Origin of the sequence: Pseudoalteromonas sp. Scap03, from assembly GCF_013393115.1 — a bacterium.
In the GTDB taxonomy this organism is placed as follows: domain Bacteria; phylum Pseudomonadota; class Gammaproteobacteria; order Enterobacterales; family Alteromonadaceae; genus Pseudoalteromonas.
This window is the reverse complement of the sequence record NZ_VDEU01000002.1, coordinates 1-25,182: the sequence shown is the minus strand read 5'-3', so window position 1 is coordinate 25,182 and position 25,182 is coordinate 1. Positions and strand designations below refer to the sequence as shown.

General features: G+C 40.1%; 18 protein-coding genes and 1 pseudogene. 9 read left to right on the top strand and 10 right to left on the bottom strand.

Going from position 1 to position 25,182, the window contains the following annotated elements:
* The first annotated feature begins 69 nt into the window (after window positions 1-69).
* On the top strand, window positions 70-2,187 hold the full coding sequence (locus tag FHG08_RS15515) for an ATP-binding protein (protein ID WP_256729746.1): 2,118 nt from the start codon (window positions 70-72) through the stop codon (window positions 2,185-2,187).
* Between the two features lie 16 nt (window positions 2,188-2,203).
* Complete coding sequence (locus FHG08_RS15510; protein WP_178956976.1) at window positions 2,204-3,739, top strand: HD domain-containing phosphohydrolase; 1,536 nt, start codon at window positions 2,204-2,206, stop codon at window positions 3,737-3,739.
* Between the two features lie 49 nt (window positions 3,740-3,788).
* Here FHG08_RS15510 and FHG08_RS15505 read toward each other — a convergent pair whose 3' ends face one another.
* The 3 genes from FHG08_RS15505 to FHG08_RS15495 form a co-directional block, all read right to left on the bottom strand.
* On the bottom strand, window positions 3,789-4,406 hold the full coding sequence (locus FHG08_RS15505; protein ID WP_178956975.1) for a glutathione S-transferase family protein: 618 nt from the start codon (window positions 4,404-4,406) through the stop codon (window positions 3,789-3,791).
* A 48-nt stretch (window positions 4,407-4,454) separates the two neighbouring features.
* Complete coding sequence (locus FHG08_RS15500) at window positions 4,455-5,483, bottom strand: NADP-dependent oxidoreductase (protein WP_178956974.1); 1,029 nt, start codon at window positions 5,481-5,483, stop codon at window positions 4,455-4,457.
* A 157-nt stretch (window positions 5,484-5,640) separates the two neighbouring features.
* Window positions 5,641-6,147 (bottom strand): GNAT family N-acetyltransferase, encoded by a 507-nt coding sequence (locus FHG08_RS15495; protein ID WP_178957430.1) that lies wholly within the window; start codon window positions 6,145-6,147, stop codon window positions 5,641-5,643.
* 151 nt (window positions 6,148-6,298) lie between these two features.
* Between FHG08_RS15495 and FHG08_RS15490 the strand changes: the two genes are divergently transcribed.
* Window positions 6,299-7,504 carry an anhydro-N-acetylmuramic acid kinase gene (locus FHG08_RS15490; RefSeq protein ID WP_178956973.1) on the top strand — a complete coding sequence of 402 codons (1,206 nt, stop codon included), beginning with the start codon at window positions 6,299-6,301 and terminating at the stop codon, window positions 7,502-7,504.
* Between the two features lie 36 nt (window positions 7,505-7,540).
* Here the strand turns inward: FHG08_RS15490 and FHG08_RS15485 are convergent, their stop codons facing one another.
* Window positions 7,541-8,026, bottom strand: coding sequence for a hypothetical protein (locus FHG08_RS15485; RefSeq protein ID WP_178956972.1), 486 nt, complete (start codon window positions 8,024-8,026; stop codon window positions 7,541-7,543).
* 423 nt (window positions 8,027-8,449) lie between these two features.
* Between FHG08_RS15485 and FHG08_RS15480 the strand changes: the two genes are divergently transcribed.
* The gene (locus FHG08_RS15480) at window positions 8,450-10,705 is read left to right on the top strand and encodes an EAL domain-containing protein (RefSeq protein ID WP_178956971.1); all 2,256 of its coding nucleotides are present in this window, start codon (window positions 8,450-8,452) and stop codon (window positions 10,703-10,705) included.
* Here FHG08_RS15480 and FHG08_RS15475 read toward each other — a convergent pair.
* From FHG08_RS15475 to FHG08_RS15460, 4 genes are read right to left on the bottom strand one after another with little or no spacing between them, the layout of a single operon-like run.
* Window positions 10,698-11,696: an L-threonylcarbamoyladenylate synthase gene (locus tag FHG08_RS15475; protein WP_178956970.1), complete on the bottom strand. Its 999-nt coding sequence runs from the start codon at window positions 11,694-11,696 to the stop codon at window positions 10,698-10,700. The genes FHG08_RS15480 and FHG08_RS15475 overlap by 8 nt on opposite strands.
* An 8-nt stretch (window positions 11,697-11,704) precedes the next feature.
* Window positions 11,705-12,502, bottom strand: a complete 798-nt coding sequence (locus FHG08_RS15470; RefSeq protein ID WP_178956969.1) for a DUF6671 family protein — start codon at window positions 12,500-12,502, stop codon at window positions 11,705-11,707.
* A gap of 3 nt (window positions 12,503-12,505) precedes the next feature.
* On the bottom strand, window positions 12,506-14,932 hold the full coding sequence (locus FHG08_RS15465) for a YbcC family protein (RefSeq protein WP_178956968.1): 2,427 nt from the start codon (window positions 14,930-14,932) through the stop codon (window positions 12,506-12,508).
* The gene (locus tag FHG08_RS15460) at window positions 14,929-16,497 is read right to left on the bottom strand and encodes an NADH-quinone oxidoreductase subunit L (RefSeq protein ID WP_178956967.1); all 1,569 of its coding nucleotides are present in this window, start codon (window positions 16,495-16,497) and stop codon (window positions 14,929-14,931) included. Before FHG08_RS15460 ends, FHG08_RS15465 begins: the two co-directional genes overlap by 4 nt.
* A 96-nt stretch (window positions 16,498-16,593) precedes the next feature.
* Between FHG08_RS15460 and FHG08_RS15455 the strand changes: the two genes are divergently transcribed.
* The 3 genes from FHG08_RS15455 (at window position 16,594) to FHG08_RS15445 (ending at window position 20,068) form a co-directional block, all read left to right on the top strand.
* A complete protein-coding gene (locus FHG08_RS15455) occupies window positions 16,594-17,472 on the top strand; it encodes a LysR family transcriptional regulator (protein ID WP_138621673.1) in 879 nt (292 codons plus the stop codon).
* Between the two features lie 120 nt (window positions 17,473-17,592).
* On the top strand, window positions 17,593-19,548 hold the full coding sequence (locus FHG08_RS15450; RefSeq protein ID WP_178956966.1) for a hypothetical protein: 1,956 nt from the start codon (window positions 17,593-17,595) through the stop codon (window positions 19,546-19,548).
* A 61-nt stretch (window positions 19,549-19,609) separates the two neighbouring features.
* Window positions 19,610-20,068, top strand: coding sequence for a thioredoxin family protein (locus FHG08_RS15445; RefSeq protein ID WP_138605787.1), 459 nt, complete (start codon window positions 19,610-19,612; stop codon window positions 20,066-20,068).
* 40 nt (window positions 20,069-20,108) lie between these two features.
* Here the strand turns inward: FHG08_RS15445 and FHG08_RS15440 are convergent, their stop codons facing one another.
* Together FHG08_RS15440 and FHG08_RS15435 are read right to left on the bottom strand one after the other, a co-directional pair.
* On the bottom strand, window positions 20,109-21,419 hold the full coding sequence (locus FHG08_RS15440; protein WP_178956965.1) for a DASH family cryptochrome: 1,311 nt from the start codon (window positions 21,417-21,419) through the stop codon (window positions 20,109-20,111).
* Between the two features lie 130 nt (window positions 21,420-21,549).
* Complete coding sequence (locus tag FHG08_RS15435) at window positions 21,550-23,277, bottom strand: DUF885 family protein (RefSeq protein WP_178956964.1); 1,728 nt, start codon at window positions 23,275-23,277, stop codon at window positions 21,550-21,552.
* Window positions 23,278-23,713: 436 nt separating this feature from the next.
* Here FHG08_RS15435 and FHG08_RS15430 point away from each other — a divergent pair.
* A pseudogene (locus tag FHG08_RS15430) lies at window positions 23,714-24,225 on the top strand (zf-TFIIB domain-containing protein).
* Between the two features lie 99 nt (window positions 24,226-24,324).
* On the top strand, window positions 24,325-25,083 hold the full coding sequence (locus tag FHG08_RS15425) for a hypothetical protein (RefSeq protein WP_178956963.1): 759 nt from the start codon (window positions 24,325-24,327) through the stop codon (window positions 25,081-25,083).
* Window positions 25,084-25,182 lie beyond the last annotated feature (99 nt).

Below are 25,182 nucleotides of genomic sequence, written 5' to 3'. Positions count from 1 at the left end.
ATAGTCTAATTTTTAAGCTTACTACTTCAAATCCTCAGGACATTGGCTTGCTTGTTTAAGCCTAAAATTATGCGACTAACACTCATACATTCTTTGCAAGGAAAAATGCTGCTTTATTTGGCATTTCCCGTAATGCTTATTATTACTGGTATTTTGAGTTACTGGTATTCAACCAGCCTTAATCAGGCTGTTATGCAAGCAAAGCTTAACTTGAGTCAGACCGCCGATACTATTGCTGCAAAAGTAAATGAAGAGACGCAATTGGCAGTACGCACTACCGAAATTATGGCCTTAGCACAGCAAAATGGGTTGTTTGGTGATAGAGAGGCAAGTATTAATTTTGTTCGTGCAGTGCTTAAAATGAATCCTTCATTCGTGGGGGCTTCTTTTGGTTATGAGCCTAATGCCGATAATCAAGATCAAGCCTATGTGAATGCTTCGCCATTAAAAGAGGGCGTTTATGTAGACCAAACCGGTCGTTTTTTACCTTATTGGCATCGTGATTTTAGTGACTCTGAACGCTTGTTACTTGAGCCCTTGGTGGACATGGAATCTAGTCTTTATTATGAGGGAGTACGTCAACAGTTTTTACGTGATGGCAATACCGAAACGATGATCACTGAGCCCTATGTTTACGAGGGAAGAATGCTAGTTGAACAAAGTTCGCCCATTATCATTAATGATAAATTTGTCGGTATGGCAAGCGTAGATAGAGCACTTGCTGACATCACTGAGTTTTTACAAACCATAAAGCAGCAATTAAAAATTGATGTTTTGCTACTCAGTCAACGCGACAACGTGATTGCAACGACATTGAATTACTCAGGATTAAAAACGAAAGCAATTTTAGATACTAATTATGCAAGTATAGCCAAGCAGCTAAAGTCACAGGGACAAGAAAGAGAGGTACTATCTGCTAACGATCCTTTTGATTCTGGGGTTTTCTATTTTGATAAGGCCAAGGTTGCCACTGGTAATTGGACAGTGATAGTGCGCCGCTCTGAATTGGATATTATTGGGCCTATTCAAGCGCAATTTAAACCATTATTGGCAGCCGCTTTTGCAAGTGTATTACTGATTTTTTTACTCTTTTGGTATTTTATTAACAGAACAACTAAGCGTATTAATATTGCGATTAAATCTGTTGAACAGCTAGCTAATGGAGATTTATCCATTCATGCTCAAAAATATATGGCTCAAAAAGATGAGCTTGGCACTATGTTTAGAAGTTTTGAGCGTTTAATTAAAGCCAGTAAAGATATTGATCAGGTTTGCTCAGCTATAGCCAGTGGCGACTTTTCTCAAACTGTATCTAAGCGCGGCCCTCATGACCGTCTAAGTGATTCTATTAATTTAATGTCGAGTAAACGCTATGAGGCAGAACAAGCTTTACTTGAACAAACCATAAAGCTTCGCCGTACTCAACAAGAGCTTGTTGAAGCAGAAAAAATGTCATCACTTGGCAGTTTAGTTAGTGGCGTCGCACATGAAGTGAATACGCCATTAGGTGTTTGTGTAACTGCGACGTCGCATTTGAGACAAATACTAATTGAAACTAAAAACAAAGTTGCTTCTGGCTCCTTGAGTAAAACGCAGTTTAGCGAATTTATTACTGAAGTTGATTTAAGTTGTGACATTTTACTGAAAAATATGCAACGCGCCGCTGGTTTAATCAGCAGCTTTAAACGTGTTGCGGTTGATCAAACCACAGAAGAGCTCCGTAGCTTATATATTAGCCAATATTTTAATGAAGTGCTCAGAAGCCTGTATCACACAGTAAAAACGACAGAGATTGATATTAAGGTTACAGCAACCGAGCTTGAACCAGAGGTCTACTCTGATCCGGGGGCTTTAGCGCAAATTTTTACAAACTTAGTCATGAATTCTATTGTCCACGGCTATGGTAATGGCAATCGAAAAGGGCTAATCACGGTTCATATAGAATACTCAGAATATGTTCAAATTCATTATCAAGATGATGGATGCGGCTTGACTGAAGAAGCTCGAAAAAGAGTGTTTGATCCCTTTTACACCACAAATAGAGCGGGTGGCGGTAGCGGTTTAGGCATGAATATTGTGTATAACCTTGTTGTACACCGCTTGAAAGGGCAAATATTTGTAAAGAAAAAACAAACACCAGGTGTTTATTTTTTCATTCAATTTCCCTTAACGCTATCAACTCAATAATTAGCAGGGTGTGTTTATGGATTGGTTACAAGATGATGACGTTTTAAAGCAGGCTTTGGATATTGAAAACGTTGAACCATGGAAAATTTTAGTGGTGGATGACGATGATTCGGTGCACCAAGTAACTCAACTTGCAATGAAGCGCTTTGAATTTGAGCAACGCCCTATCGAGCTGCACAGTGTTTATAGTGCAGCTCAAGCAAAAGAAAAACTACAAAGCTCAGAACGCTATGCTTTAATTTTGCTCGATGTTGTTATGGAGACAGAGCATGCAGGCTTAGAGCTTGCTCGTTACATACGCCAAGACTTACAAAATGTGTACAGCCGAATTATTTTAAGAACCGGACAGCCAGGGGTTGCGCCAGAGCGCAGTGTTATCCGCGATTATGATATTGATGGCTATAAAGCAAAGAGCCAACTGCAAAGCCATGACCTTGAATTAATTTTTTATACTTCTTTGCGAGCGTATCGCGATATTTGCATGTTACAAACCCACCGCCATAATTTAAAGCGACTAATAAAAGCAATTTCTACTATTACCCAAATTGGTGATTTAGTTGAGTTTACCTCTGTTGTTATGGAAGAGCTTAAGTTAGTGCTGAATATGAGCGAGGCAAATCTCTATATTGATGCGCCTAAAGTATTTGGCATTTGCCAGCTAGATCAAAGACTACAAATGATCGAAGGAGAGCTTTCTGGCATACATTTATTCACGGGCAACGGAATTGACAGTATTCCACAAAAACATCAAGAGTATTTTTTAAGAGCAAAGCAAACTAAGCAGAATTTTATAGCAGATGATCATTATGTTTATTTTCATCACTCCCAAAAAGGGCTCGATTCTATTTTAGCATTCCAATCATTACAACCGGTTAAAAAAGAAGCTCAGCAACTAGTCGATTTATTTTTAGGTAATGTGGTTTTAACATTTGAAAGCCTATTATTAGCCAATTCAGTTGAAGAAACACAACAGCTTGCTATATCGTTAATGGGTGGGGCGATGGAGTCACGCTCTAAAGAGACAGGTTCCCACGTGATCAGGGTAGGTTTATATGCCAAATTGTTAGCTGAGTTACATGATCAAAATAGAGCATATTGCGATAGAATTAGTTTAGCAGCGCAGTTGCACGATGTAGGAAAGGTTGGCGTTCCAGACTTGATTTTAAACAAACCTGCTAAATTAGACCCTGATGAATGGGAAATTATGAAACAGCACACCACCAAAGGCTGGGAAATACTCAAAGGTACGGGAAATCCTGTCATTGATATGGCGGCTAATATTGCGATTGATCATCACGAACGATGGGATGGAGCGGGTTATCCGCACGCTAAAAAACAGAAAGATATAAGTTTAGAGGGCCGAATTACTGCGATTGCAGATGTGTTTGATGCGTTATGTTGTCGTCGTTGTTATAAAGAGCCTTGGAGCATGGATGAAGCAAAAGCTGAGATAATTAAAGGCGCAGGTAATCATTTCGATCCGACGTTGGTTGAATTATTTGAATTGAATTTTAATGCGTTTAAACAAATTTATTTAGACAGGCCTGAGTAACGAGATTGTAGCTCTGATTGCGTTAGCCACAATCAAAGCGAACATAAAATTAGTCGTATTTAGCTTCAAGCTCGTTGGCAGTATGAAACTTTTCGTGAGATTGTAATTGCTCATCGTATTTAACTAGGTTTTTAAAGTGCCCTAGTTGGCCAGCGTTTTTAACGATTTCAACAATAAACGACATCATAAAATCGGCACCAGTGAGAGTATCGCCCACTAAATAACGTTTGCCTTCAAGGCGGCTGTTAAAATAGCTAATTACTTTAGCGGTTTCAGTATCGGCATAGCCCTCTAAAAATTGCGTTTTAGCACCATCTTTCTGGACAAACATTTTTAGCAATAATGGTAAAATTGCAGAGCTTTCTGCAAAGTGAAGCCATTGTTGGTAGTCTACAAATTCTGCAGTACCTGTGACTGGTGCAAACTTACCTTTGCCATATTTAGTTATCAGGTAATCTGTGATAGCACCAGACTCGGCGATCACTAAGCCATCATCTTCTATAACTGGCGATTTACCCAGCGGATGCACACTTTTAAGCTCATCAGGGGCTAAAAAAGTTTCAGTATTGCGCTGATAAGCAACAATTTCGTAATCAACCTCAAGCTCTTCTAATAACCAAATAATACGTTTAGAACGAGACTTGTTTAAGTGGTGTAGTTTAATCATTTTCTTCCTTATTGAGCTGTGTTGAATTACAACATAGCCTGAATGTTATTATAGTGGGCTGTTAATCTTTACTACGGTTTTACCAAAGTTCTTCCCGCTGATCATGTCGTTAAATGCGCTGATGGTTTTTTCAAAACCATCTACAAGATATTCGCGGTACTGAACTTTTCCGTCTTGCAGCCACTTTTGCATGTCTTGTGCAAATTCGTCATAACGATCGCCATAGTCATCAAAAATGATAAAGCCCTGCATTTTAATACGCTTAGTTAACAATTGTCCCATTAGCATACCTAATCTATCAGGACCTTCAGGCAAGCTGGTGGCATTATATTGCGATACCAAACCACAGATAGGCACGCGTGCTGAGGTATTAAGCAAAGGTAATACGGCATCAAACACTTTTCCGCCCACATTTTCATAATAAACATCAATGCCTTGCTCACATGCTTTTTCTAACTGCTCGGCAAAATCTTCGGCTTTATGATCTATACATGCATCAAAACCAAGAGTTTCAACAGCATGAGCGCATTTTTCGCTGCCTCCGGCAACGCCTACTACTTTACAGCCTTTAATTTTAGCTATTTGACCAACCGTTGCGCCTACTGGGCCTGTAGCTGCTGCAACAACAACGGTTTCACCCGCTTTAGGTGCGCCAATATCTAGTAAGCCCATGTAGGCGGTAAAGCCAGGCATACCCATAATACCAAGTGCATAAGACGGATTAGTTGGCTCTTTACCTAATGACATTAAGCCCTCGCCATTTGAGATAGCGTAAGTTTGCCAGCCTGTATATGCTAATACCCATTCGCCTTCGCTAAACTTATCATTTTTAGATGATTCGACTTGGCAAACCGTTGCACCAACCATTACATCGCCAATTTCTACAGGGTCGGCATACGATTTAGCATCGCTCATGCGACCACGCATGTAGGGGTCCAGTGATAAATAAATAGTACGCAGCAATACTTCACCATCTTTTAATGATGGTAACTCTACGTTTTTAAGTTCAAAATTTTCATTAGTAGGAGCACCATATGGACGTGATGCTAAAGTAAATTGACGACTGGTTGTGGACATAAAAACCTCCAAATAAAGTGAAAAACCACCTACTACCGAATGTTTAAGCTTTAAAACTATACATTGCTCAACAATAATGCGCGGATAGGTAGAAAAGATTTGTACCTTGATACACGAGCTTTGGGCGAAAGGTGGTTAATTCAACCGTCGAAAGAATTTAATTAGAACAATTACTCTGTTTTAGCACACTAAATAGATGGCTATCAAAATAGTGACCATTTTTATAAATTGCTTTCTTTAAAATAGCTTCGTTATTAAAGCCATTTTTAAGCAACGCGCTCATTGAGCCAACATTACCTGCAAATACAGCCGCATGAATACGGTTTAAGTTAGTACTTTCAAACACTTCTTTAGTAATTAACTCTATGGCTTGGGTAATAATACCTTGCCCCCAATACTGCTGACTAAGCCAATAACCTATTTCGCCACTGCGGCTATACTCAAATTCACCAGGAATAACACCAATACAACCAACACACAGGCCATCAACTTCAATGGCTTTAATGATGCCAAATTTTGCTCCCTCATTTACCCACCAGTTTGCATCTGCTTGGGTATAAGGAAATGGAATTTTAGAGGACAAATAGCGAGCTACTTGTTGATCGTTCAAAATGGTGACTATTTGGCAGGTATCGTGTTGTTTAAATGCTCGTAAAGTGATCATGCTACAAATGAGTTTGTTATTATCAGGCAATAACTTAGCAAGCTTTAAACGCTTAAACAATGAAAAACAATTCATTAAAATTAAAGTGTATACAGGTATAACTTTGCTTAAAACTCTTTTAAAATGTAAAAAACACCCAGACAGAGTCTCTATGCATCCTCATATCGAAGCCCTTTATAATAGCGCTAAAAAGCCCAGTCGTTTAATTATTGGTTTAATGAGTGGCACCTCTTTAGATGGTTTAGATGTGGCGCTATGTAAAATAACCGGTGCGGGTTTACATACACAAATAGAGGTTAAAAATTTTACTACGGTTGAATACAGCGACGAGTATAAAACTAAAATAAAGCAGGTATTTGCCAAGCGCGAATGCGATTTAGAAGTGCTGACTTTGTTACACCCTTGGGTGGGAAAACTCCATGGTGCTATGGTTAATCAGTGTTTAATTGCATGGGGTATTGACCCTGCGAGTATTGATGCCATAGCAAGCCACGGGCAAACTATTTATCACTGTCCGCAGTCGCAGCATAACCATCATGACTTTAAACATGGCACCTTGCAAATAGGTGATAGTGACCAAATAGCAGTTACTACAAGCATTACCACTGTTGGCGATTTTAGGCAAAAGCACATAGCCGCAGGGGGCGAAGGCGCACCTTTAGCGGTATATGGCGATTATTTATTTTTTGCCAGCCCTGATGAAAACCGCATTTTATTAAACATGGGTGGCATTGCAAACTTAACGTTTTTACCTAAAAACGGTGATACTAGTAGCGTGTTTAGTAGCGACATAGGCCCAGGTAACACCATTATGGATGCCTACGTACAGTCTTATTTTAAAGGGCTGCATTATGATGAGGGCGCAAAGCTTGCCAAAGCAGGCAAGGTGAATGCAAAACTGCTAAAAGCGCTCAGCGATAATGCGTTTTTTAAATTATCACTGCCAAAAACAACAGGGCCTGAGGTGTTTAATTTAGCCTTATTACGCGCAGCCCAAGCCCAAACCGCAACCCAAGATTTAAGCCATGAAGATGTGTTGGCGACATTAAATGCGCTTTCTGCGACTACGATTGCTAGGGCGTTAAATGACTGTGCTGAAGGGGTTCAAAACTGTGTGGTATATGCCAGTGGTGGAGGAATTCATAATCCATTATTGATGGAGCAATTACTAATACACTGCCCAAATATTAAGGCGTTTAAGAATACTGATGATTTAGGTGTTCACCCCGATGCCAAAGAGGCGGTGCTGTTTGCTATTTTGGCAAACGAATGTTTAGCAGGGCAGCGACAAAGTGCAAAAAATAAAAGGGGTGGAATTTTAGATATTACTATGGGTAAAGTGAGCTTTGCTGATTAACTAATTAAAGCTTAATGGAAAAGTTTATAACAAGAGCTAAAAAAGTGAGATTAAAGCTGTTCCCACACTGGCAAGGTACTGACGAACGCGATGAGGCTTTGGCGGCGTAATCGTATTTATTGGTACAGTATATCCATTACCAAATTGGTTAATGTGCATATCAAACTGCAAGCTATTTTTTAACGTACCGTGTTTACCATGCAAAATCATTTGCATTACAAAACCACGACGGTGCGCTATTTCACTTAACCTAAGCGTGACTCGTCCTTGCTCTAAATCAAGTTGGCTGAGCTTTTTTTCTGTGTAGTACTGAGCTTCACGTGCGTTTGGCAACGTTGCGCTAAGTGAAATAATATCACCTTCATGGGCAGCCTCAGGCAAAACGCATTGCAAAGCAATTTGATGCTGGCTATTGGCCTGCTGTGACAGCGTTTCAAATTCCATGCTGTGGCTCAGTGCCGCAGAGATAGGATCTTCAAATGACGGTAGTGCAAAGGTTAATTGCACCATGGATTCACTCATGGGGGCTTATAAAACTATATTGACTAATAATGCAGCTATTATCGCTGATGATTGTTGCATAATTATGACTAAGCTAAAGCGCTTAATACAAATGCTAGTTTTAATTGTAATTTTGAACTAAAGGTATTGTTTTAAATCAGTATTATATTTACGGAATAAATTATAATAGCCGCTCAATAACCACTGCGATAAACGTATATACAATTTAAGAATGGATTAACGTCTTACCTCAGCGATAAAAAACAATACTCTTACTGAATTTTTTGTTAATTGCGCCAGTTTTTTATTGTTAAATAATGGGTGCTTTTTTGTGTTTGTTTCAATTTTGCAACAAAATAGCTTGAAAAAAAACCAAGCTAGCCATAAAGTGCAGTTAAGGGCCCAAATACATAACACACTACCAAAAGGGTTGTGAGAAATTAGATGGCACTAATAAAAAATAATTTATGGAAACTCTTTTGTTTTTTGCTATTAGGCGGTCTAGTCCTATTAAGCGTTTTGTTGGCTTATGAATGGCGAAATATCGAAAAAGAATACCGCACAAGCTCCCAAAATCGTGTGGAGTTTTCTGCGCAAGCACTTAAAAGCACCCTCAGAAATAAAGAGCTTATGCTGGATCTAATTGGCAGAGATATTGTTACTAATAATAGCTCATCTACAAATACATCTCTCATAAAGAACCTTAATAATATTTTGTTAGAAAACCTCGTTTCAACTGGTTTTGGATTATTTAATACGCATGGTCAAATACTCTATTTCAGTTCAAACTTAGATGCTTCTACCATAGTTAACCTTAAAGAAAATGAAAGAACACGTGACAACTTTGCTCGTACTTTAAAGTCTAATAAAATGATATTAGGCAAAACGTACTATAATGAAACACTTCAAGAGTGGATAATTCCGATCCGAAAGTCGCTAAGAAACGAAAACGCAGAAGTTATTGCAGTGATGACGTCTGGAATGGCTATTTCAAATGGTGACAAATATTTAAATATTTTAAGCAGCACTCAAGATGATTATTTATTAATTATTAGAGAGTTAGATGGCTACATTCAATATAGCTCAAACAAAAGCGCTGATATTGCTAGTTATACACGTACACAAGCTAAGCAATTTTTTGGCCTTCTAGATGCTGAGTTAGTAAAACAGCTGGGTAAAACAAAGCAAGCACTTAAATCTTCTGAAGAAGTATTTAGCCTTATTATTGATATTCAAGGCAAACCTTATATCACATCTGCAAAATTTGATAATCGCTATCAGTTATGGACACTTTCAAACAGAGCGATGCAGCCAATAAAAAGTGTATTTTATTGGAAGGTCTGTTGGTATTCTTTCATTTATTTACTGATTTGTACGCTCTTATATTTTGGTTTTAGGTTTATTGCTCGTGCTGAGCAAAAACGGATTGATGAACTGTTTTACCTTTCTCGTAATGATGATTTAACTAAGTTACCTAATCGAAAAGCACTGCGTGATAGCTTTGAAGCAAAAAAAGGGACATCGTTTAGCTTGGCAATTATAAACATTACCAATTTACGCTCGATGAATAATCGCTTTGGTATGGAGTATGGCGATAAGGCAATTAAAGCCTATGCCGCAATGTTGCAAGCGACATTCGCAGCTCCATATTTGGTTTTTAGAAACAGTGGCAATGAGTTTTGCATTATTACGCCGCATTTATCGGATGAGCAAAATAGGCACACTTTTGAACAAATATTAGCATCCTCTATTGAACAATATGAAACCAAAAATACCGAACGTCCTTTAAATATGAGTGTTGGTGTGGCCAACTACCCAGAGCATGGCATAACCAAAAGTAAACTAGTGCGCAGCGCACATTTGGCTAATCAATGGGCGAAAGATACAGGACAGTGGTTGTGCCATTACCATGCAGGTATAAAACAAGCTTATTTACGCCGTTTAAAAGTAGAAGAGCGGTTAAATGTAGCGCTAAGTGAGCAATCATTCTCTATGGCCTATCAGTGCCAAGTAAATGAGCAGGGTAAAATTCATGCTATGGAAGCACTAATTCGTTGGCATGATAGCGAGTTGGGTATGGTTTCACCTGCTGAGTTTATTGCTATTGCGGAGCAAAGTGATTTAATTTTTAAAATCGGTGACTTTGTTTTAGCGCGCTCTATTAGTGAATTTGCAACGATGCAACAACATAGCGATACGCCTCTTGAACTAGCAATTAACATTTCTGTGATGCAATTTCAAAGCAGTGCTTTTATTCCTAAATTATTGCAAAGTATAGAGGCGCACAATGTTGCTCCGCACAGTATCATTTTAGAAATTACAGAGTCACTGTTTATGGATAACCTTGAGCATGTGATTGAAACTATACTGAGCTTAAAATCGCGTGGAATACGTTTCTCGATGGATGATTTTGGTACAGGCTATTCATCACTAAGTTTATTAAGACGCCTGCCCATAGATGAACTTAAAATAGATAAAAGCTTTGTAGATGATATTTTAATAGATCCTAAGTCTATCAGCATGGTGCAAAGTATTATTGCCATTGCCTTCAGCCATAACATAAGTGTTATCGCTGAAGGCGTGGAAGAGCAGGCACAATTTGATATGTTAGTGGATATTGGCTGTAAACGTTTTCAGGGGTATTACTTTTACAAACCTGTGAACGCGACCTCTGTAATTGAATACCTGCAAGCTAACTAGTAGCCGCGCGACTAAGGCGATCATTCACTGCAGCCCACTCACTGCTTATTGGCGGCTTTTCGATATAAATAGTTAATGGGGTCGTCTCATCAATAAGATGCAGTGCTTTATACATATTTTTAGCGTATTCAATAGGGCAACTACTGAGCTTAGTAATACGCTCTGATGGAATGTCGCCCGCTAATAATTGCTGTTGCAATTGAGTAGAATAGATTAAATAGTGACTTTTACTCTGAGAGTTTTCACTCAAAATTTTAGCGAAATCTTCAGTATTAGCCAACATGGCTGGTGCATGAGGCTGATAATGCGCTTTTACATTACCCGGTACCACTTCGTTATGTGAATGTGGCGTGCTGACATGCAGTCCAGTTTTTTGCAAAATATCAGATGCTGAAATTGGTCCTGGGCGTAATATGCGTAACTGCTCTGAGCTGGCATCGACAATGGTCGATTCAATACCTACATTACATTCACCTCCTTGTAATACCGCACTAATTCGACCATTCAAATCGCGCATAACATGAGCTGCGTTGATTGGGCTCAACTGCTTGTATCGATTAGCAGAGGGAGCTGCAAGACCAGTATTTAATTGTTTTAGTACCGCTAAAAACTCAGGATGCGCAGGCACGCGAAGTCCAATGGTGGGCAAGCCGCCTGTTACCGGACTGTTTAAATCATCTTTAGCATTTAAAATTAGGGTGAGTGGGCCGGGCCAAAATGCATCAGCAAGCGTGATGGCCGCCTTATTTACATTTTTTGCCCAGTGGTGCACATGCGACTGATTGGGAATATGCACAATGAGCGGGTGATTTGTTGGACGTCCTTTCGCGGTAAATATTTTCGCTACAGCATCACTATTAGTCGCATCTGCGGCTAAGCCATAAACGGTTTCTGTGGGTAAGGCAACGCATTCGCCGGCTTTTAATAGTGCTACGGCTTGGTTAATACGCTCTTCAGTATTTAATAATTGAGTCGGTTGTATTGATGTCATAATAACTCTTAAGGATTACAAAACTGGCAATATGTTGCATCGGCAACGTGTTTTTCATTCGCTTCAATATGGTTATAGCCGCAGCTATCACACAAAGAGGTTGTTGATTTTACTTGTTGTGTGGGCATGTTACACAGTTCACAGGGTAAGCCTTTAGTGAGTTGTTTGGCAACAAAGTTAGCACACTGGCATTGTGGACATTTTGATGCCAACCGCCTTGCTAAGTCCTCGGCAGCGAGGCGAATAATAGCTTGGCGTTGCCCACTATACATAGCTCTTAAATCAGGCGTGATTATGCCGGCTTTGGGCACTTTTTCTTTAAATAAAGCAACCAAGCCTTCAAAGCTTAGCCCTTTAAAAAGTGTTTGAGTGTCATCAAGTATCCAGTGCTGCTCTTTAAAGCGCTGGCATGCGACCGTGATTGATTCAACATTAGTCTCGCTGTTAATGGTTAAGCTGCTGGGTGAAAATGGCCCGCCTGCATGTCCATAAATAGCGATGTCTGTGTGTTTATCGTAAAAACAAATTACTTCTTCATCCCAGTTCATTAACCCAGGGTATGGGCCACCTCCAAAGCTGCCTTCACTACCAAGCCCACATTGCTCGCCAGTGAGTTCACACGCTTGTTGAGCTTTTATTAGTGCTGCTGTTTGGGCACTGCAATCACGCTGCACTTCATTAGTAAACATCCCAAGCGTATCGGTATCAAATAGACTGGTTGTTACCACATTATAGCCAAGTGGCTTCAATGCGGGAGCGATCAAAGGTGCCTTTTTATGTTTAGTGGCAATGACAGCGTTTAACATTGATCATGCTCGCTCTGTGGAGGGGGCAACTGTAGTGAAGTACCCGTTTTCAAAGCGCTCTAAGGTGTTGTCATCGCCCCAACGAATGAGTGTTAGCCAATGGTTATCAATTAGTTCCTTCACCATCGTATGCTTGTTATAAATTGCTGCGATTGCTGATTGTGGCGCAGCAATATATACATTGAGGCGAATAGGTTCGTGCATCCATTTATCGCCATTGTGTAGCGATTGTATGGCCAAGCCTATGCGCAGGTCGCCGCCATTACCTTCAAATAAGCCTATGTTACCGCCCACCGCATTATGAAGTATTTTATTACCACTGCCGTATTTGTGATTGTCGTTAACCGAGGCATTATATTGGCTATTGATCCAATGGGTGACTATCATAGGCGCAGTCATAATAAGCTCTAATATTGCAAAGTCGTTATCGCTTTCCCAATCATAATCGTGTAAAAAACAGCGCCCCTGTAAGTTAATACTTCGCGTCCATGAGCGCGGCGCGACAATAAAGGCGGCATTATTTGCAAGTCCCCATTCAGGCCGCACCTGCGACCAATCGCGGGCGCGTTGATGATAAGCGTGATTAATTTCATCCGCTGATTTATCAATCAGCTTTGGCTCTATATTAACTAAGCGTTCGCGCTGAGCTGTTTGTGTTGCCACACTGAGCCATTTTTTTAGATTATCATCCAGTTGAGCATCATAGGTGGTGATCACATCTGTGGTTGTATTATGAATGGCTGCAATAAACTGGGTGTTTTCTGACAGTGTGAGTCCCCGAGTTTTAAGCGCTTGACGTACTTGAATATCGTTAAGTAGGCTTGCGAGCACTCGCACATTCACTTCACCACTTTGCCCGCCACAGGCGCCGCAATCTAGGCCAGCACTGTGTAAGTTATTGGTTGTATGGCTAGCATGACCCACTAACATCACCTGTGGTGCCAACGCTTTTATACCTAAAGTAGTAAGCACTTTTTGGGCTAAATCGGTTTTGTCTTTTAGGGTCAGTTGCTGCTGGTTTTGTGTTAATTGCCAGTCAGTTGGGGTGCACTTTTTAGCATCGCCTTTAGATAAAAAGGTATTTTTTATTAGTTTAAATGCGTATAGCCAACCTGATGACTCAACCATAGAAAACGATGAAGGGGCCGATTTTGACCAGCTTTGCCATGTGGCACTATTTTGGCGTGATGCTTCAAGTGTCGCGTCTTTGTGAGTTTGCGTGGCATGTATAGCCGGTTTAAGTAGCCCAGGGAGCTGTGGGCGAGTAATAGCACTGCCATTTTCTTGATATTCCAGAGGTAAACCAAAAAAACCAGCAAAGCCAAAAGTTTCAATATGTTGACTTTGAGACTCTAGCGCACGGCGAATCACTTCCGAGCGAACATCAATACAAAACACCGCTTGTAATTGAGCGTTTTTCACGGGGGCTTTAGTCGCGGTTTGCAGCGCATCATTAAGTGGATATTGAAAACTTAGTTCTAGCGCTTTTGCCCACACCCATAATGGTTTTTGTGCTAGTTTATGTGCATGTAAGCGCTCAACGACAAGCGCTTTTTCTTGTTGCCACTGACTTTGTAGTTGTTTAAATGTAGCACTATCGTGATTGGCTAGGTACTGCCAAATCACTAAGTCCCATGCCATGCGCATGGCCAGAAGTTGCTTCATCTCATTTGTTGGCGTGTCGTAAAGCTGACCTTGAAATCGCAGATACGCAAGCCAAGATGCCCAACCGTTAATATCTAAAAGCAATGAGTGAGCGTATAACTCTAACGAATCATTATCTATGTTAAGCGTTTTAAGGGTCAGTGCAATCAGTTCATCTGCGGATGTGGGTAATCGCTTAAAATAGCCATTTAAATGCCGTTCATCCATAACAATGCTAATGCCTTTATCCGCTTGAATAACAGTTAGCCAATGGCGATATAATTCAGATGGGGCTTGAGTATCATTACGATGCAGCATGGGACCGAGTTGTTGATAATGCGCAGCACAAAACTGACTTAACTGATGAGTAATTTCATCATGCCAAGCCATTTTATGCTTATTACGTTGCTGGTCGAGTAAATCAGCAATGTTGTGCCAGTCTACTAATGGCACATCAATCTTAAGCGCTTGTAATAGTTGCTCTTTATTAAAGTCACTATTAAGTAGCGTTGCGGCATCGGCTAAGTGTTTGTCGGTAATCATGCTGGTGTTATATTTTTGCAGATAAAAATCTTTAGGCATTAGCATGTTGGCATTACATAAGGTATCCAGTCGTGCGCTTACATCTTCAATTGGCATATGGCGCATTTCCCAAAATGGGTTAACTGCAATCATCTGATCTAACGGCCAGTTTGGTGCTATGTAACCGCATACTTTATCAAGTAGGCTCTTTTGACTGTCGCTTAGCGAGAGTGCTCTATTATCTGAAGGCGTTAGAGTGCTCATTTTGATTCCTCAATAGTGATCCCAACGGCATGATTTTTTAAATCAGTGTGGCCATTATTAGGCAAATTTATCGGCCATATTTTTAGTGTTAATCGTGTAAACCACTCATCTAAATACAAGCCTGCAAATAATAAAGTAGACAGTGATTTAACCTGAGGGCGCCAAGATTGATAGCGCAAACAGTAGCTTGCTATCATTAGGGTTAAAATAAGGGCTATTACCCAACTGTCGGCCAGGCTAAATGCAGGTTCGCGCCACTGCTCAAGGGGAAGTGCAAACGCAAAGATATTTTTAGCCGCTACATAGCTAAAGACCACTAATAGTGCAATTAACAGTTTTTTACTGCGTGTTTTAGCCGTAGCTGTACCATGCTGATTTGCAAGCAAAATGGTTAACGCTGATGCTAAAAGCAACCAAATACTTACCGCTCCCTGATAAGAGCTGATAAACCATGCTGCACCAACGATTATTATTGAAATAAGCGCACCGGCTAACCAGTCAAAGCATACTGGTGATTGTTTTGGCATATGGCGACGGATCAGATCTTCATTTACGCCGTTACCTGAGTTTAAAAATGCGAAAGCTTTATAAGTTGAGTGGGTAACAAGGTGAAGTAAAGCCAGCTCAAATAACCCCAGCGCACACTCTACCAGCATTAACCCCATTTGCGCACTGGTAGACCAGGCAAGCCGAACTTTAACGCTTATTCGAGTGGTCATTATTAATGCGCTGATCACCGTAGTTAAACCTGCAACAATTAAAATTAACCATTGGGCTGCGCTAGCTTGAATAAACAAAGGAGCAAATAAAATTAATAAAAAGCCACCTAAATTAATGACTCCCGCATGTAATAACGCGCTCACCGGTGTCGGTACTTCAACCACTTTAATTAGCCAACCGTGTATTGGAAGTTGAGCACATTTTATTAAGGCTGCACAGGCAATTAAAAAAGCGGCAACTTGCTCTGCAAAAGACAGTGGTTGTGTGGTGGTGTGATAAAAGGCGGTTATATCACTTATGTACAGGCTATTGTGAGTGAACCACAAAATACCAAATGCAATTAGTAATAAGGATTCGGCAACACGTGCCACAATAAATTTTTTATGGGCGGCAAGCACCGCTCGTGGGCGCTCAGGGTAAAACATTAAAAGTTTATGCAGTGCTAAACTTATCGCCACCCAACCTAGCCAAAATAGCGCTAAGTGGTTGCTCATAACCACAACTAATACGGCTGTGATGGTTAGTAATAGCCATCGCCAAAAGTAGTTTACGCGTGGCTCACCTTGCATATAGTGCCTACAAAAGCGAATCAATATCAGCGTGATAAATAATATAAGCCCCAGCATAATAATTCGGGTCATGGTCAGCGATAAGAAACTGAGTAAATCAAAAGCATAAATTTGATGAAGCGTAATAGCTGTTATAAATGCAAGGCTATTAAACATCATTACTTTAAACAGTACATGACCATTTGAAGCGCGCGATCGTTGGCCAATTAACCAGGCTGCTATAAATGTGCTTAAAGGCATTATTAGCATTAACAACGAAATAATATACTCACTCATTAAGTGCTCCTTATTTAGTGAGCAAAGTATGGCAAACTAGATAACTAAATAAAAATAGATATAATGTATGTAAACGTTCTATAAAAGAGAACAATAATGAGCCGTTTAAATTATCATCATTTATATTATTTTTGGTCGGTTGCTCGCATTGGTAACTTAACCCAAGCGGCGAAAGAGCTGCATTTGTCGCAGTCAGCGCTCTCTACGCAAATAAAACAATTAGAACACACCATTAATATTGAGTTATTTGAACGTAAAGGCCGCACACTCGCATTAACCGATATGGGAAAGCGGGTGCAAATGTACGCCAACGATATATTCACCAAAGGGGAAGAACTGTCTTCTTTTATTCATAAAGGGGTGATTTCGCAAACCCAGCATTTATCAATCGGAGTGCTCAATACGCTCTCTCGTAACTTTATCGAAGAGTTTATTAATCCCTTAATGAGCAATGACGAAGTACGCTTTTCGCTGACTGCAGGGCGTATGGATGGGCTGTTAAATGGCTTGGCAGAACACGAACTGGATTTAGTTTTAACTAATAAACCCATCGGGCTTGAGCACTACGATCAGCTTTGGCAAAGTCAGTTGGTATCTCGTCAGCCATTAGCTATAGTGGGTCCAGCTGATAAAAAAATACGTGGCCAATTTCCAACAGGTTACACGGATGCACAGTGGGTGTTACCCGCTAAAACTTCTGCTATTAGAGACTCATTTAATGCTTTGTGTGCTCGTTGGCAGTATCAGCCAAAAATAAAAGCAGAGGCTGATGATATGGCTATGCTGCGATTACTTGCCCGTGATAGTGGTGCGTTATCGGTATTGCCATCAGTTGTAGTAAAGGATGAAATAGAACAAGGCCTACTAGTTGAATATCAGCGTTTACCCGATGCGTTTGAGCACTTCTATGCCATTACCGCGCAGCGCAAGTTTGTACCAGACATATTAAAGTCGCTGCTTGCCAAAACCTGCTAATTACTTTTAAAGTATGTTTTTTGCGTAAATACTTTATTTTTAAATAATAAAAAAATAATTAAAGCTTTTAATTCGTTGGCCGATACCGTATTTATATTGTACTGCAGATTAAGGATAATCATGGTTAATAAACTACAAGGCAATTATGCTAACTTAAATGCGTTGCTTGCCCAATCGGTCAATAATTCAAACCAAACCAGTATGCCCACAGGTTTGCAATCGCGTGCTCACTTAGCGCCAAGTTCGGCAACAATCACTGATGAAATGCTTAGTCAGTTTAGTGACCAACAAGTCGATGAAATACTTAATCAGCAATTATCCTCGTTACTCACGATTTCCAGCGCACCCAGTGGCTCAAATTATAAGCTCTCTAGTGAAGAGGTTGCACTACGTACGGTAATAAGCTCTCAGCAAGAGGGCTTATTAAAAAACGAACGTAGCGATCAGTTAATTGAGCGCTTAAATTCTTCGGTAAAAAATATCCAAGGTGCTTATGCCAACACTAGCGATATTTTATCAAACTTGGGGCAACTGGGATTTAATCAAAAAACATTTTTAGCATCTAGCCAACAGCGTGTTGAGCGCTCACTTAATCCTTTCATGGAAAGCTTTAATCGCGAGCGATTTGAAGACGATGATAACTATGGGTTTGAGCTTTCGGTAAAAACCAAAGAAGGTGATGTTATCAATATCGCCTTTCATTCTGCGCAAGGTTATGATGAGGAAACAGGCGAAACCACTGACGAATTTAGCATAAGTTATGAAGTAGATGGCGACTTATCTGAGACTGAACACCAAGCATTAACGCAAGTACTTTCTGGTGTTGGTGAAATGGCGGATGAATTTTTTAAGGCTAAACAAAGCGCTTACAGCCGTTACGTACCCGCAAACCAAGCTGATTTAGATTTAAGCTTTCTAAGCAATTTTGATAACAAAGAACTTTCGGGTTTTGATTTGTACTTTTCAACGTCAGAGGGAAATACTGGTGATGCTGATGGAGCGCTCCTTGGAATAGATAATGAGCTTAATTTAAGTTATACCCTTGATGAGGATTCTGAGCAGCAAATACTGGAGTTTGAATCGGTAAACGGACAAAACAATATTGATTTTTCGCTTGATATGTCAACCATTGGCGCTCAAGACAAAAGCCAAATGCAACAATACATAAAAGCGCTCGATAAAAGCTTAGAAGATAGCCAGCTCAATAGCTCTGAGAAAAGTACACGTTCGGCGTTTGGCCAAAAAAGTGATGAAGTAATGAAACAAGGGTTGGCTGTATTTAAAAGTGCGTTTAGTAGTATGTCATCAGCCGCTGAGCGCTACAGTGAAATTGAGTCGGTTGCTACAAAGCAGTTTACTAATGGACGCGAGCTTGTCGCTAATTTAGTTGACAACATGATCACCAAAGATCCACGCTACCAAGGACTAGGAAGTAGTAATAAAAATTCCTTAGGCGATGGTATTTCTAAGTTAGCTGATTTTGATGCAAAATTCTCTTTTGCAATGGATCAGGGGGATTACATAGCAACAAGCACCACAAAGCTGAGTCAAAATACAGAACACAAAAAATCAGCAGGGTTAACTGGGGTTACTCAAGATAAAACGGCGAGCACGCGTTTTAATTATGAAGAAGGTAACCGCTCTGACATCCCTCCTGATTATTATGATAAACAAGAAAATTACACTATTGGTACCGCTGTAAAAAATAACGAATTGGTTGCCCTTGATCAGGCTCATGAGGTGGATGTAGATAAAAAAGTTTATCAGTTTAATCCCGAAATATCTCAATACAAGCTAAAAAAAGAATTGAAAGAAACCACCACCAGTGAGAGTAATATTCGTCTTATTAATGATATTTGGCTCGAGAAAAATGAAGATAGTCATAGTATGGATGAAAGAAAACGACTCAGTGGTGTGGGGGCGTCGAACGAGTTTAAAACAACGTCGAGTTATTCACATACGCAATTAGTAACGTTAATCGGTGACTTAGATAAATTAGAACAAAACAAAGAAGCCAAACGTGAGTACTTAGCCGTTTTATCACAAGTGGATGATTTTATGGATAAAAGCAAGTAACTTTTATTTACTTAAGCTCGATTGTGGGTATAGTAACTAAAACACTATTTAAGTATAAGATATGTTTAAACAATTAATTTTACTTTTAATGTTGAGTTTACCACTGGCAGTGAATGCAACGCTCAAACCACACTCGGACGCTATGACTGCTAAGCGTTTATTAAGCGAGCACGATAAATTTGCTAAGCAATACCAAACATTTTCGCCCACACCGCAAGACGTTGTATTGATGCAAAAATTAGCAGGTAAAGAGGTGCTAGTGCTTTTAGGTACGTGGTGTCATGACAGTGCCCGTGAAGTCCCCCGATTAATAAAGTTACTCGATGAGTCTAAGGTTAAACTTTCGAAAATAACCTTTGTTACAGTCGGTTATGACAAACGTGATGAGGCAGGTATTGCCCTGGCGCATGACTTACAATATACCCCCACTTTTATTATTAAGCATAACGGGGTTGAAGTTAACCGCGTAGTAGAAAAACCCAGCGGCACTCTCGCCCAAGATTTAACCTTGGGCTTATAACGAGAGTCAGCTAGCCAGTATTATGTTTGAGGTTATGTTATTACACTGGCCAATCAGCGGCGTCTAAGTCATCTAATTGTGTATCGCAGTGCTCATTTCCTTGCCACTTAGCAATGTATTCACCGTGCGGATCATATTGCTGGGTTTGTTTTTGCAAATTAAAGTGACGTCCGCCGCGCGGATCGACCCCAACTCCAGCAATATATTGCCAATTACCCCAATTCGACGCCACATCGTAATCGATTAACTGTTGCTCAAAGTAAGCCGCACCATAGCGCCAGTCTAGTTGTAGTTCGTTTACTAAACAACTAGCAACGATTTGTCTTGAGCGATTGCTAATAAAGCCTGTTGCATTTAGCTCTTTCATAATGGCATTAACTAACGGGTAAGGTGTACTGCCTTGGCACCATTTAGCAAAACGATTCGGGCTAAACGTGGTAAGTGGCGAGCTTTGTTTCTTACCTTTAAAGGTAAATAACTGATGCTTAACATTAATTGCATGCCACTTGAAATACTCACGCCAGAGCAATTCAAACTTGATCCAGTAAGTTGACTCGTTCGCTCCATACTGCGCTTCATAAGCATCTACTGCACAAAAAATTTGCTTGGCACTAATACAGCCAAAAGCCAGCCAGCTACTAAATTTTGTAGAGTTATCAAAGCCATCCAGCTCATTACGAGTGATTTTATAGCTACTCGGTAGTGGGGATGAAAAATAGTTGAGGCAGTGCTCAAGCGCAGCCTGATGCCCACCAAGTAATTGTGTATTCCCTGTTGCTGGCTTTTCTATCGGTTGTTTTGCGCAAAGTATAATAGGTGGAGGCAATCTTGCTGCTGAAAATGTATGTGTGGTTAAACTAATTTCTGCCGCTTCGATCTTTTTTCTAAAAGGTGTAAAGCCGGTTGGTAAATTAGCTAGTTCAAAGGGCAGTTGCTGTTGTTGATATAAAGTATCTTGCATCACAGATTTAAATACCACAGTCGTGCATTTTGACTTAAGAGCACTAATTTGGCGCTGTTCATATACACCTATTTGCTGGCTATATACAACTTCGTCAATGCTAAGCTCATTAATACGCTGTGTTAATACCTTTACCGGATCGCCTTCTAAAATATGTAAAGTTTGGCCAAGCTCTAAAACAAACTCCTGAAGCTGATAAAGGCTTTGCATTAAAAAGCGTTGTTTGTGGACACCATAGGGTTTTTGTTGATAGTTATTGCTTTTAAACCAAGCAGGGTTAATCACAAAGACCAGGTCCAACTTACATTGTTGTTGTGATAAATCATTGAGTATGGGGTTGTCGTCAATGCGCAAATCATTTTGCAGCCAATACAGAATACGTTTTTTCATACTTATGCTCTGGTTTTTAAAATCATTTATTTTACGAAGCAAAAGCGAGCAGGGATTAGTTTTGAGGTGTTTAATAGAGCTTTAAAAAGAGGCGATAACAATACCGCCTCTTACTCGTTTCCGTTGTATCTTAGATAGCTAATTTTTGCTGTGCTATCCAGTCGTTAATTACATCTTCAAGTACCGCCATAGGAAGTGAACCTTGACCAATAACGGTGTCGTGAAAGCTGCGTATATCAAATTGTGCGCCTAGTTCTTTTTCGGCTTTTGCACGCAGTTCGCGTATTTTAATTTCGCCCATTTTGTATGAAAGCGCTTGGCCTGGCCATGAAATATAGCGGTCTATTTGATCTTCCACGGCGCTTTGTGGCAAGGCGGTATGATCAGCCAAATAATCAATCGCCTTTTGGCGGCTCCAGCCAAAGGCATGAATGCCGGTATCAACCACTAAGCGCACTGCGCGCCACATTTCGTAGCCTAAACGACCAAAGTCACTGTATGGACTTTGGTAAAAGCCCGCTTCTTTACCTAAACGCTCTGTATAAAGTGCCCAGCCCTCGCCAAATGCTGAGTGACTCAGTGTGCGTCTAAATTCAGGAACGTCTAACTCCATTGCAATGGCGTTTTGTAAATGATGCCCAGGAATAGCTTCGTGCAGGCTAAGTGCTTCTAAATTATATAAAGGCTGCAATTTAGGTGTTGAGGCTAAAAAGTAAGTGCCAGGTGAGCGGTTATCTGGCGGTGGCATATAAAACGCACCACGACTCGCTGAGCCTTTTATAGTAAAGGTGTTACGCGGTAAATGGCCAAAGTAAGTGGGGAGTTTGCCATACATTTTTTGCGTTATAAAAGCGGTTTTTTCTAATAAATCTTGGGCGTCTTTTGCGTAAAATTGCTCATCGGTTGCTAAAAATTTTAAAAAGTCGCTGTAGCTGCCTTCAAAACCAACGTTATCAATAATGGCTTGCATTTGTGCTTTAATGCGCGCCACTTCTTTTAGACCAAGTTCATGAATTTGTTTAGGTGTAGCGTTAGTGGTGGTGTAGTAATTAACCGTGTACTTGTAATAATCAAGGCCACCTTTAATACTTGCAATACCCGGCTGCGATCTACAGTGCGGCATATATTCGTTTTCAAAAAAGTCGTAAAAGTGCTCGTAAGCAGGCACAACTTTTGAGGCAATTATTGTTTTAGCTTTATTTTGGTAAGTTTCTTTTTGCGCTGCGTTAAATGTATTAGGGATGCGGGTAAATGGCTCATATAAGGCGCTATTCTCAGGTTGTTTAACTATATGAGCGTTAATGCTTTGGCCATAATTTTTAAACGTTTCGCAGTAATGTGTAAAACCGGTTTGAATGCCTTGTTTCATTAAATTAATGTTTTGCTGATTAAAACGAGGGTAGTCACTAAGGCTAACTAAAAATGCATCGTAATCCTCGGCAGTTAAAAAGGCCATGTTAGCTGGCGCTTCTGCAAAGTAAGTATGCCAGCCACTTAAAAAATTAACCGGAAAATACTTATCTTGATAAAGGTAGCTTTGCTGCTCTGTTTCTCGCTCATATTTAAATAAGCGGTAGTTCATTAGCTGCTCGCTATTGAGTGTTTTTGGGTCAATGCTGGCTAAGCTTTTTAATACGCTGTTGTTATAAGCTTGGCGCTTAGCAATGGCTTGCTCACTCCAATTTGGCAATGTGCCGTTTGGTTTCCAACCGTCTGGATCGGTTCTAAAAAATATTTTTTCTGCTTTGGCGTTTTGCCAATGGTTATCAATAATGGTTGTTAAGTCGCTGTTACTGTCGGCTAAGCTTGGCAGCGAGGTGGCTGCTAAGGCAATAGCTAAGATTGTTTTTTTTAGCATGTTGAATTTCACTTTTTAAAATTTTAATTATTACTTATGCGCGCTGATCTTATGATAATAACAAGTTCACTCAATTAATGCGTTGGTTTTTAACAACAGCCTAGCTTATTGTTTTACTGGTGTTTAAAATGAAAAAAGCAAAACATACTTTAGTAGCCATGTTTAATATCGCAATTTCGCTAATCGAACAGGTGAATAGCCAACACCCATATATTTATTGAGCATTTCATGCTTAGCCTTGCAGGTTCAAAACCTGATTATGATGAAGAAAAATGGATTGGGATTATTCGCCACACGTGACAAAAAATGTCAGATAATACACATGAGTTTGTATTGGCAGGTCATACTACATTGCTACCACCATTAATTGGCCTGATACACAAAGCATTAGAATAACTATTTAACTTTACGTATTAAAATAAAAAGGATTTTGAAAATGTTGTGCCCTCGCACGAATACACCATTGGAGTCTATATTAGTTGACGGTATCACTGTTTATACATCGTCGTTAGGAGGCGTTTTTTTCGATAACAGCCAAATTTTTAAATTTAGCTCGCCAGAGTTAAAACATGGTCAGGTTTTACTTAAGTATTTAAGTATTTAAGTAATTATGCCGAAGGTGAGAGTGAAGTCGCAATGCGAGTGAATTGCCCTAAATGCCCAAGCATAGTGATGATGCGCAGGTATTTTTCACCGCTAAAAGCAGTTGAAATAGATGAATGCCCAAGCTGTGCGGGAATATGGCTTGATAGTGGCGAATTAAGCAAAATACATGAAAACCATTTAACACCCAAAGAACGAAAACTGCTAGCCCACGAAATGGCCACCAATCATGGGTTTATAACTATTAAAACGCCAAAATCGAAATATTATCCTAAAGCGCCTAAAAACCTTCAAGGCACCACAGTTGAACGGCTGGTGCAATTGGCAGTACTCAACTTTGAGTAATAAATTAGTCTCGTTCGCTACGTTAATTTTTAATTCGCAAGTGTTGCCAATTAAAGTATGACTTGCAAGAACAAATTTTAAAACCAAGGAAGGCTGAATATGAAGGATTATAAGCGTAAAACCGCACTGCAATTTTACTGTGTGCTACTGGCGTGTGTTTTGACAACAAGTTGCACTACGGTATTCGATAAAGCGCATGGTTATCGTGGGCCCATTGTTGTGACGATTGAAACAGAAGATGGCTCAGTGCCAGAGTATCCTTTTTTGATAGAGTCCGTGTATACAGAGTCATGTGGTCATAGTAGTTGTGGCATAGACTCAGGTTATAGATACTTTAAAACTGCCTATGCTAATAAGCCAATTACCTTCCCACGGGATCGTGTGGATTTATTACAACCCAATGCCTATGCAACAATTCTTTTTAAGGTTACCCATCCTAATTATCATTACAATGTATTTACGCGAGGCTTTGCGCCCACCGATGCTGATGATCCCATACATATCACGTTTACCGTTAAGCCGTTTGCTGAACAAATGAATAAAGTAGCTGGGTGGGCCGAGCAAGGCAAAGTGATGATGCAGAACGCGGCACCAGATAGTAATGAGCATTTCAATGGAAAAATGCAGCTTTGGCAAGAGCGCTTTAATTTAGGAAAGACGATTAAAAGGCACATTACGGTGATCAAAACTATGTACTTACCCCATTTTTCAAAACGTATGCAACAACGGGTGATTGAAAAGTATCAACCGATTTTTCGAGCCTGGTACTACGGCGTACCTGAAACGGATTGTTGGGATATGGTTGACTGTAGAAAGCAAATTTTAAAACCAAGGAAGGCTGAGTATGAAGGACTATAAGCGTAAAACTGCACTGCAATTTTACTGTGTGCTACTGGCGTGTGTTTTGACAACAAGTTGCACTACGGTATTCGATAAAGCGCATGGTTATCGTGGGCC

Bases quoted from the DNA above. Each gene is read 5' to 3' on its own strand.
- FHG08_RS15485 (WP_178956972.1), bottom strand. From the start codon at position 8,026: ATGAGTGAATCCATGGTGCAATTAACCTTTGCACTACCGTCATTTGAA.
- FHG08_RS15500 (WP_178956974.1), bottom strand. From the start codon at position 5,483: ATGTCCACAACCAGTCGTCAATTTACTTTAGCATCACGTCCATATGGT.
- FHG08_RS15480 (WP_178956971.1), top strand. From the start codon at position 8,450: ATGGCACTAATAAAAAATAATTTATGGAAACTCTTTTGTTTTTTGCTA.
- FHG08_RS15515 (WP_256729746.1), top strand. From the start codon at position 70: ATGCGACTAACACTCATACATTCTTTGCAAGGAAAAATGCTGCTTTAT.
- FHG08_RS15510 (WP_178956976.1), top strand. From the start codon at position 2,204: ATGGATTGGTTACAAGATGATGACGTTTTAAAGCAGGCTTTGGATATT.
- FHG08_RS15440 (WP_178956965.1), bottom strand. From the start codon at position 21,419: ATGAAAAAACGTATTCTGTATTGGCTGCAAAATGATTTGCGCATTGAC.
- FHG08_RS15445 (WP_138605787.1), top strand. From the start codon at position 19,610: ATGTTTAAACAATTAATTTTACTTTTAATGTTGAGTTTACCACTGGCA.
- FHG08_RS15425 (WP_178956963.1), top strand. From the start codon at position 24,325: ATGAAGGATTATAAGCGTAAAACCGCACTGCAATTTTACTGTGTGCTA.
- FHG08_RS15470 (WP_178956969.1), bottom strand. From the start codon at position 12,502: ATGTTAAACGCTGTCATTGCCACTAAACATAAAAAGGCACCTTTGATC.
- FHG08_RS15495 (WP_178957430.1), bottom strand. From the start codon at position 6,147: ATGATCACTTTACGAGCATTTAAACAACACGATACCTGCCAAATAGTC.
- FHG08_RS15465 (WP_178956968.1), bottom strand. From the start codon at position 14,932: ATGAGCACTCTAACGCCTTCAGATAATAGAGCACTCTCGCTAAGCGAC.
- FHG08_RS15435 (WP_178956964.1), bottom strand. From the start codon at position 23,277: ATGCTAAAAAAAACAATCTTAGCTATTGCCTTAGCAGCCACCTCGCTG.
- FHG08_RS15475 (WP_178956970.1), bottom strand. From the start codon at position 11,696: ATGACATCAATACAACCGACTCAATTATTAAATACTGAAGAGCGTATT.
- FHG08_RS15490 (WP_178956973.1), top strand. From the start codon at position 6,299: ATGCATCCTCATATCGAAGCCCTTTATAATAGCGCTAAAAAGCCCAGT.
- FHG08_RS15460 (WP_178956967.1), bottom strand. From the start codon at position 16,497: ATGAGTGAGTATATTATTTCGTTGTTAATGCTAATAATGCCTTTAAGC.
- FHG08_RS15505 (WP_178956975.1), bottom strand. From the start codon at position 4,406: ATGATTAAACTACACCACTTAAACAAGTCTCGTTCTAAACGTATTATT.
- FHG08_RS15455 (WP_138621673.1), top strand. From the start codon at position 16,594: ATGAGCCGTTTAAATTATCATCATTTATATTATTTTTGGTCGGTTGCT.
- FHG08_RS15450 (WP_178956966.1), top strand. From the start codon at position 17,593: ATGGTTAATAAACTACAAGGCAATTATGCTAACTTAAATGCGTTGCTT.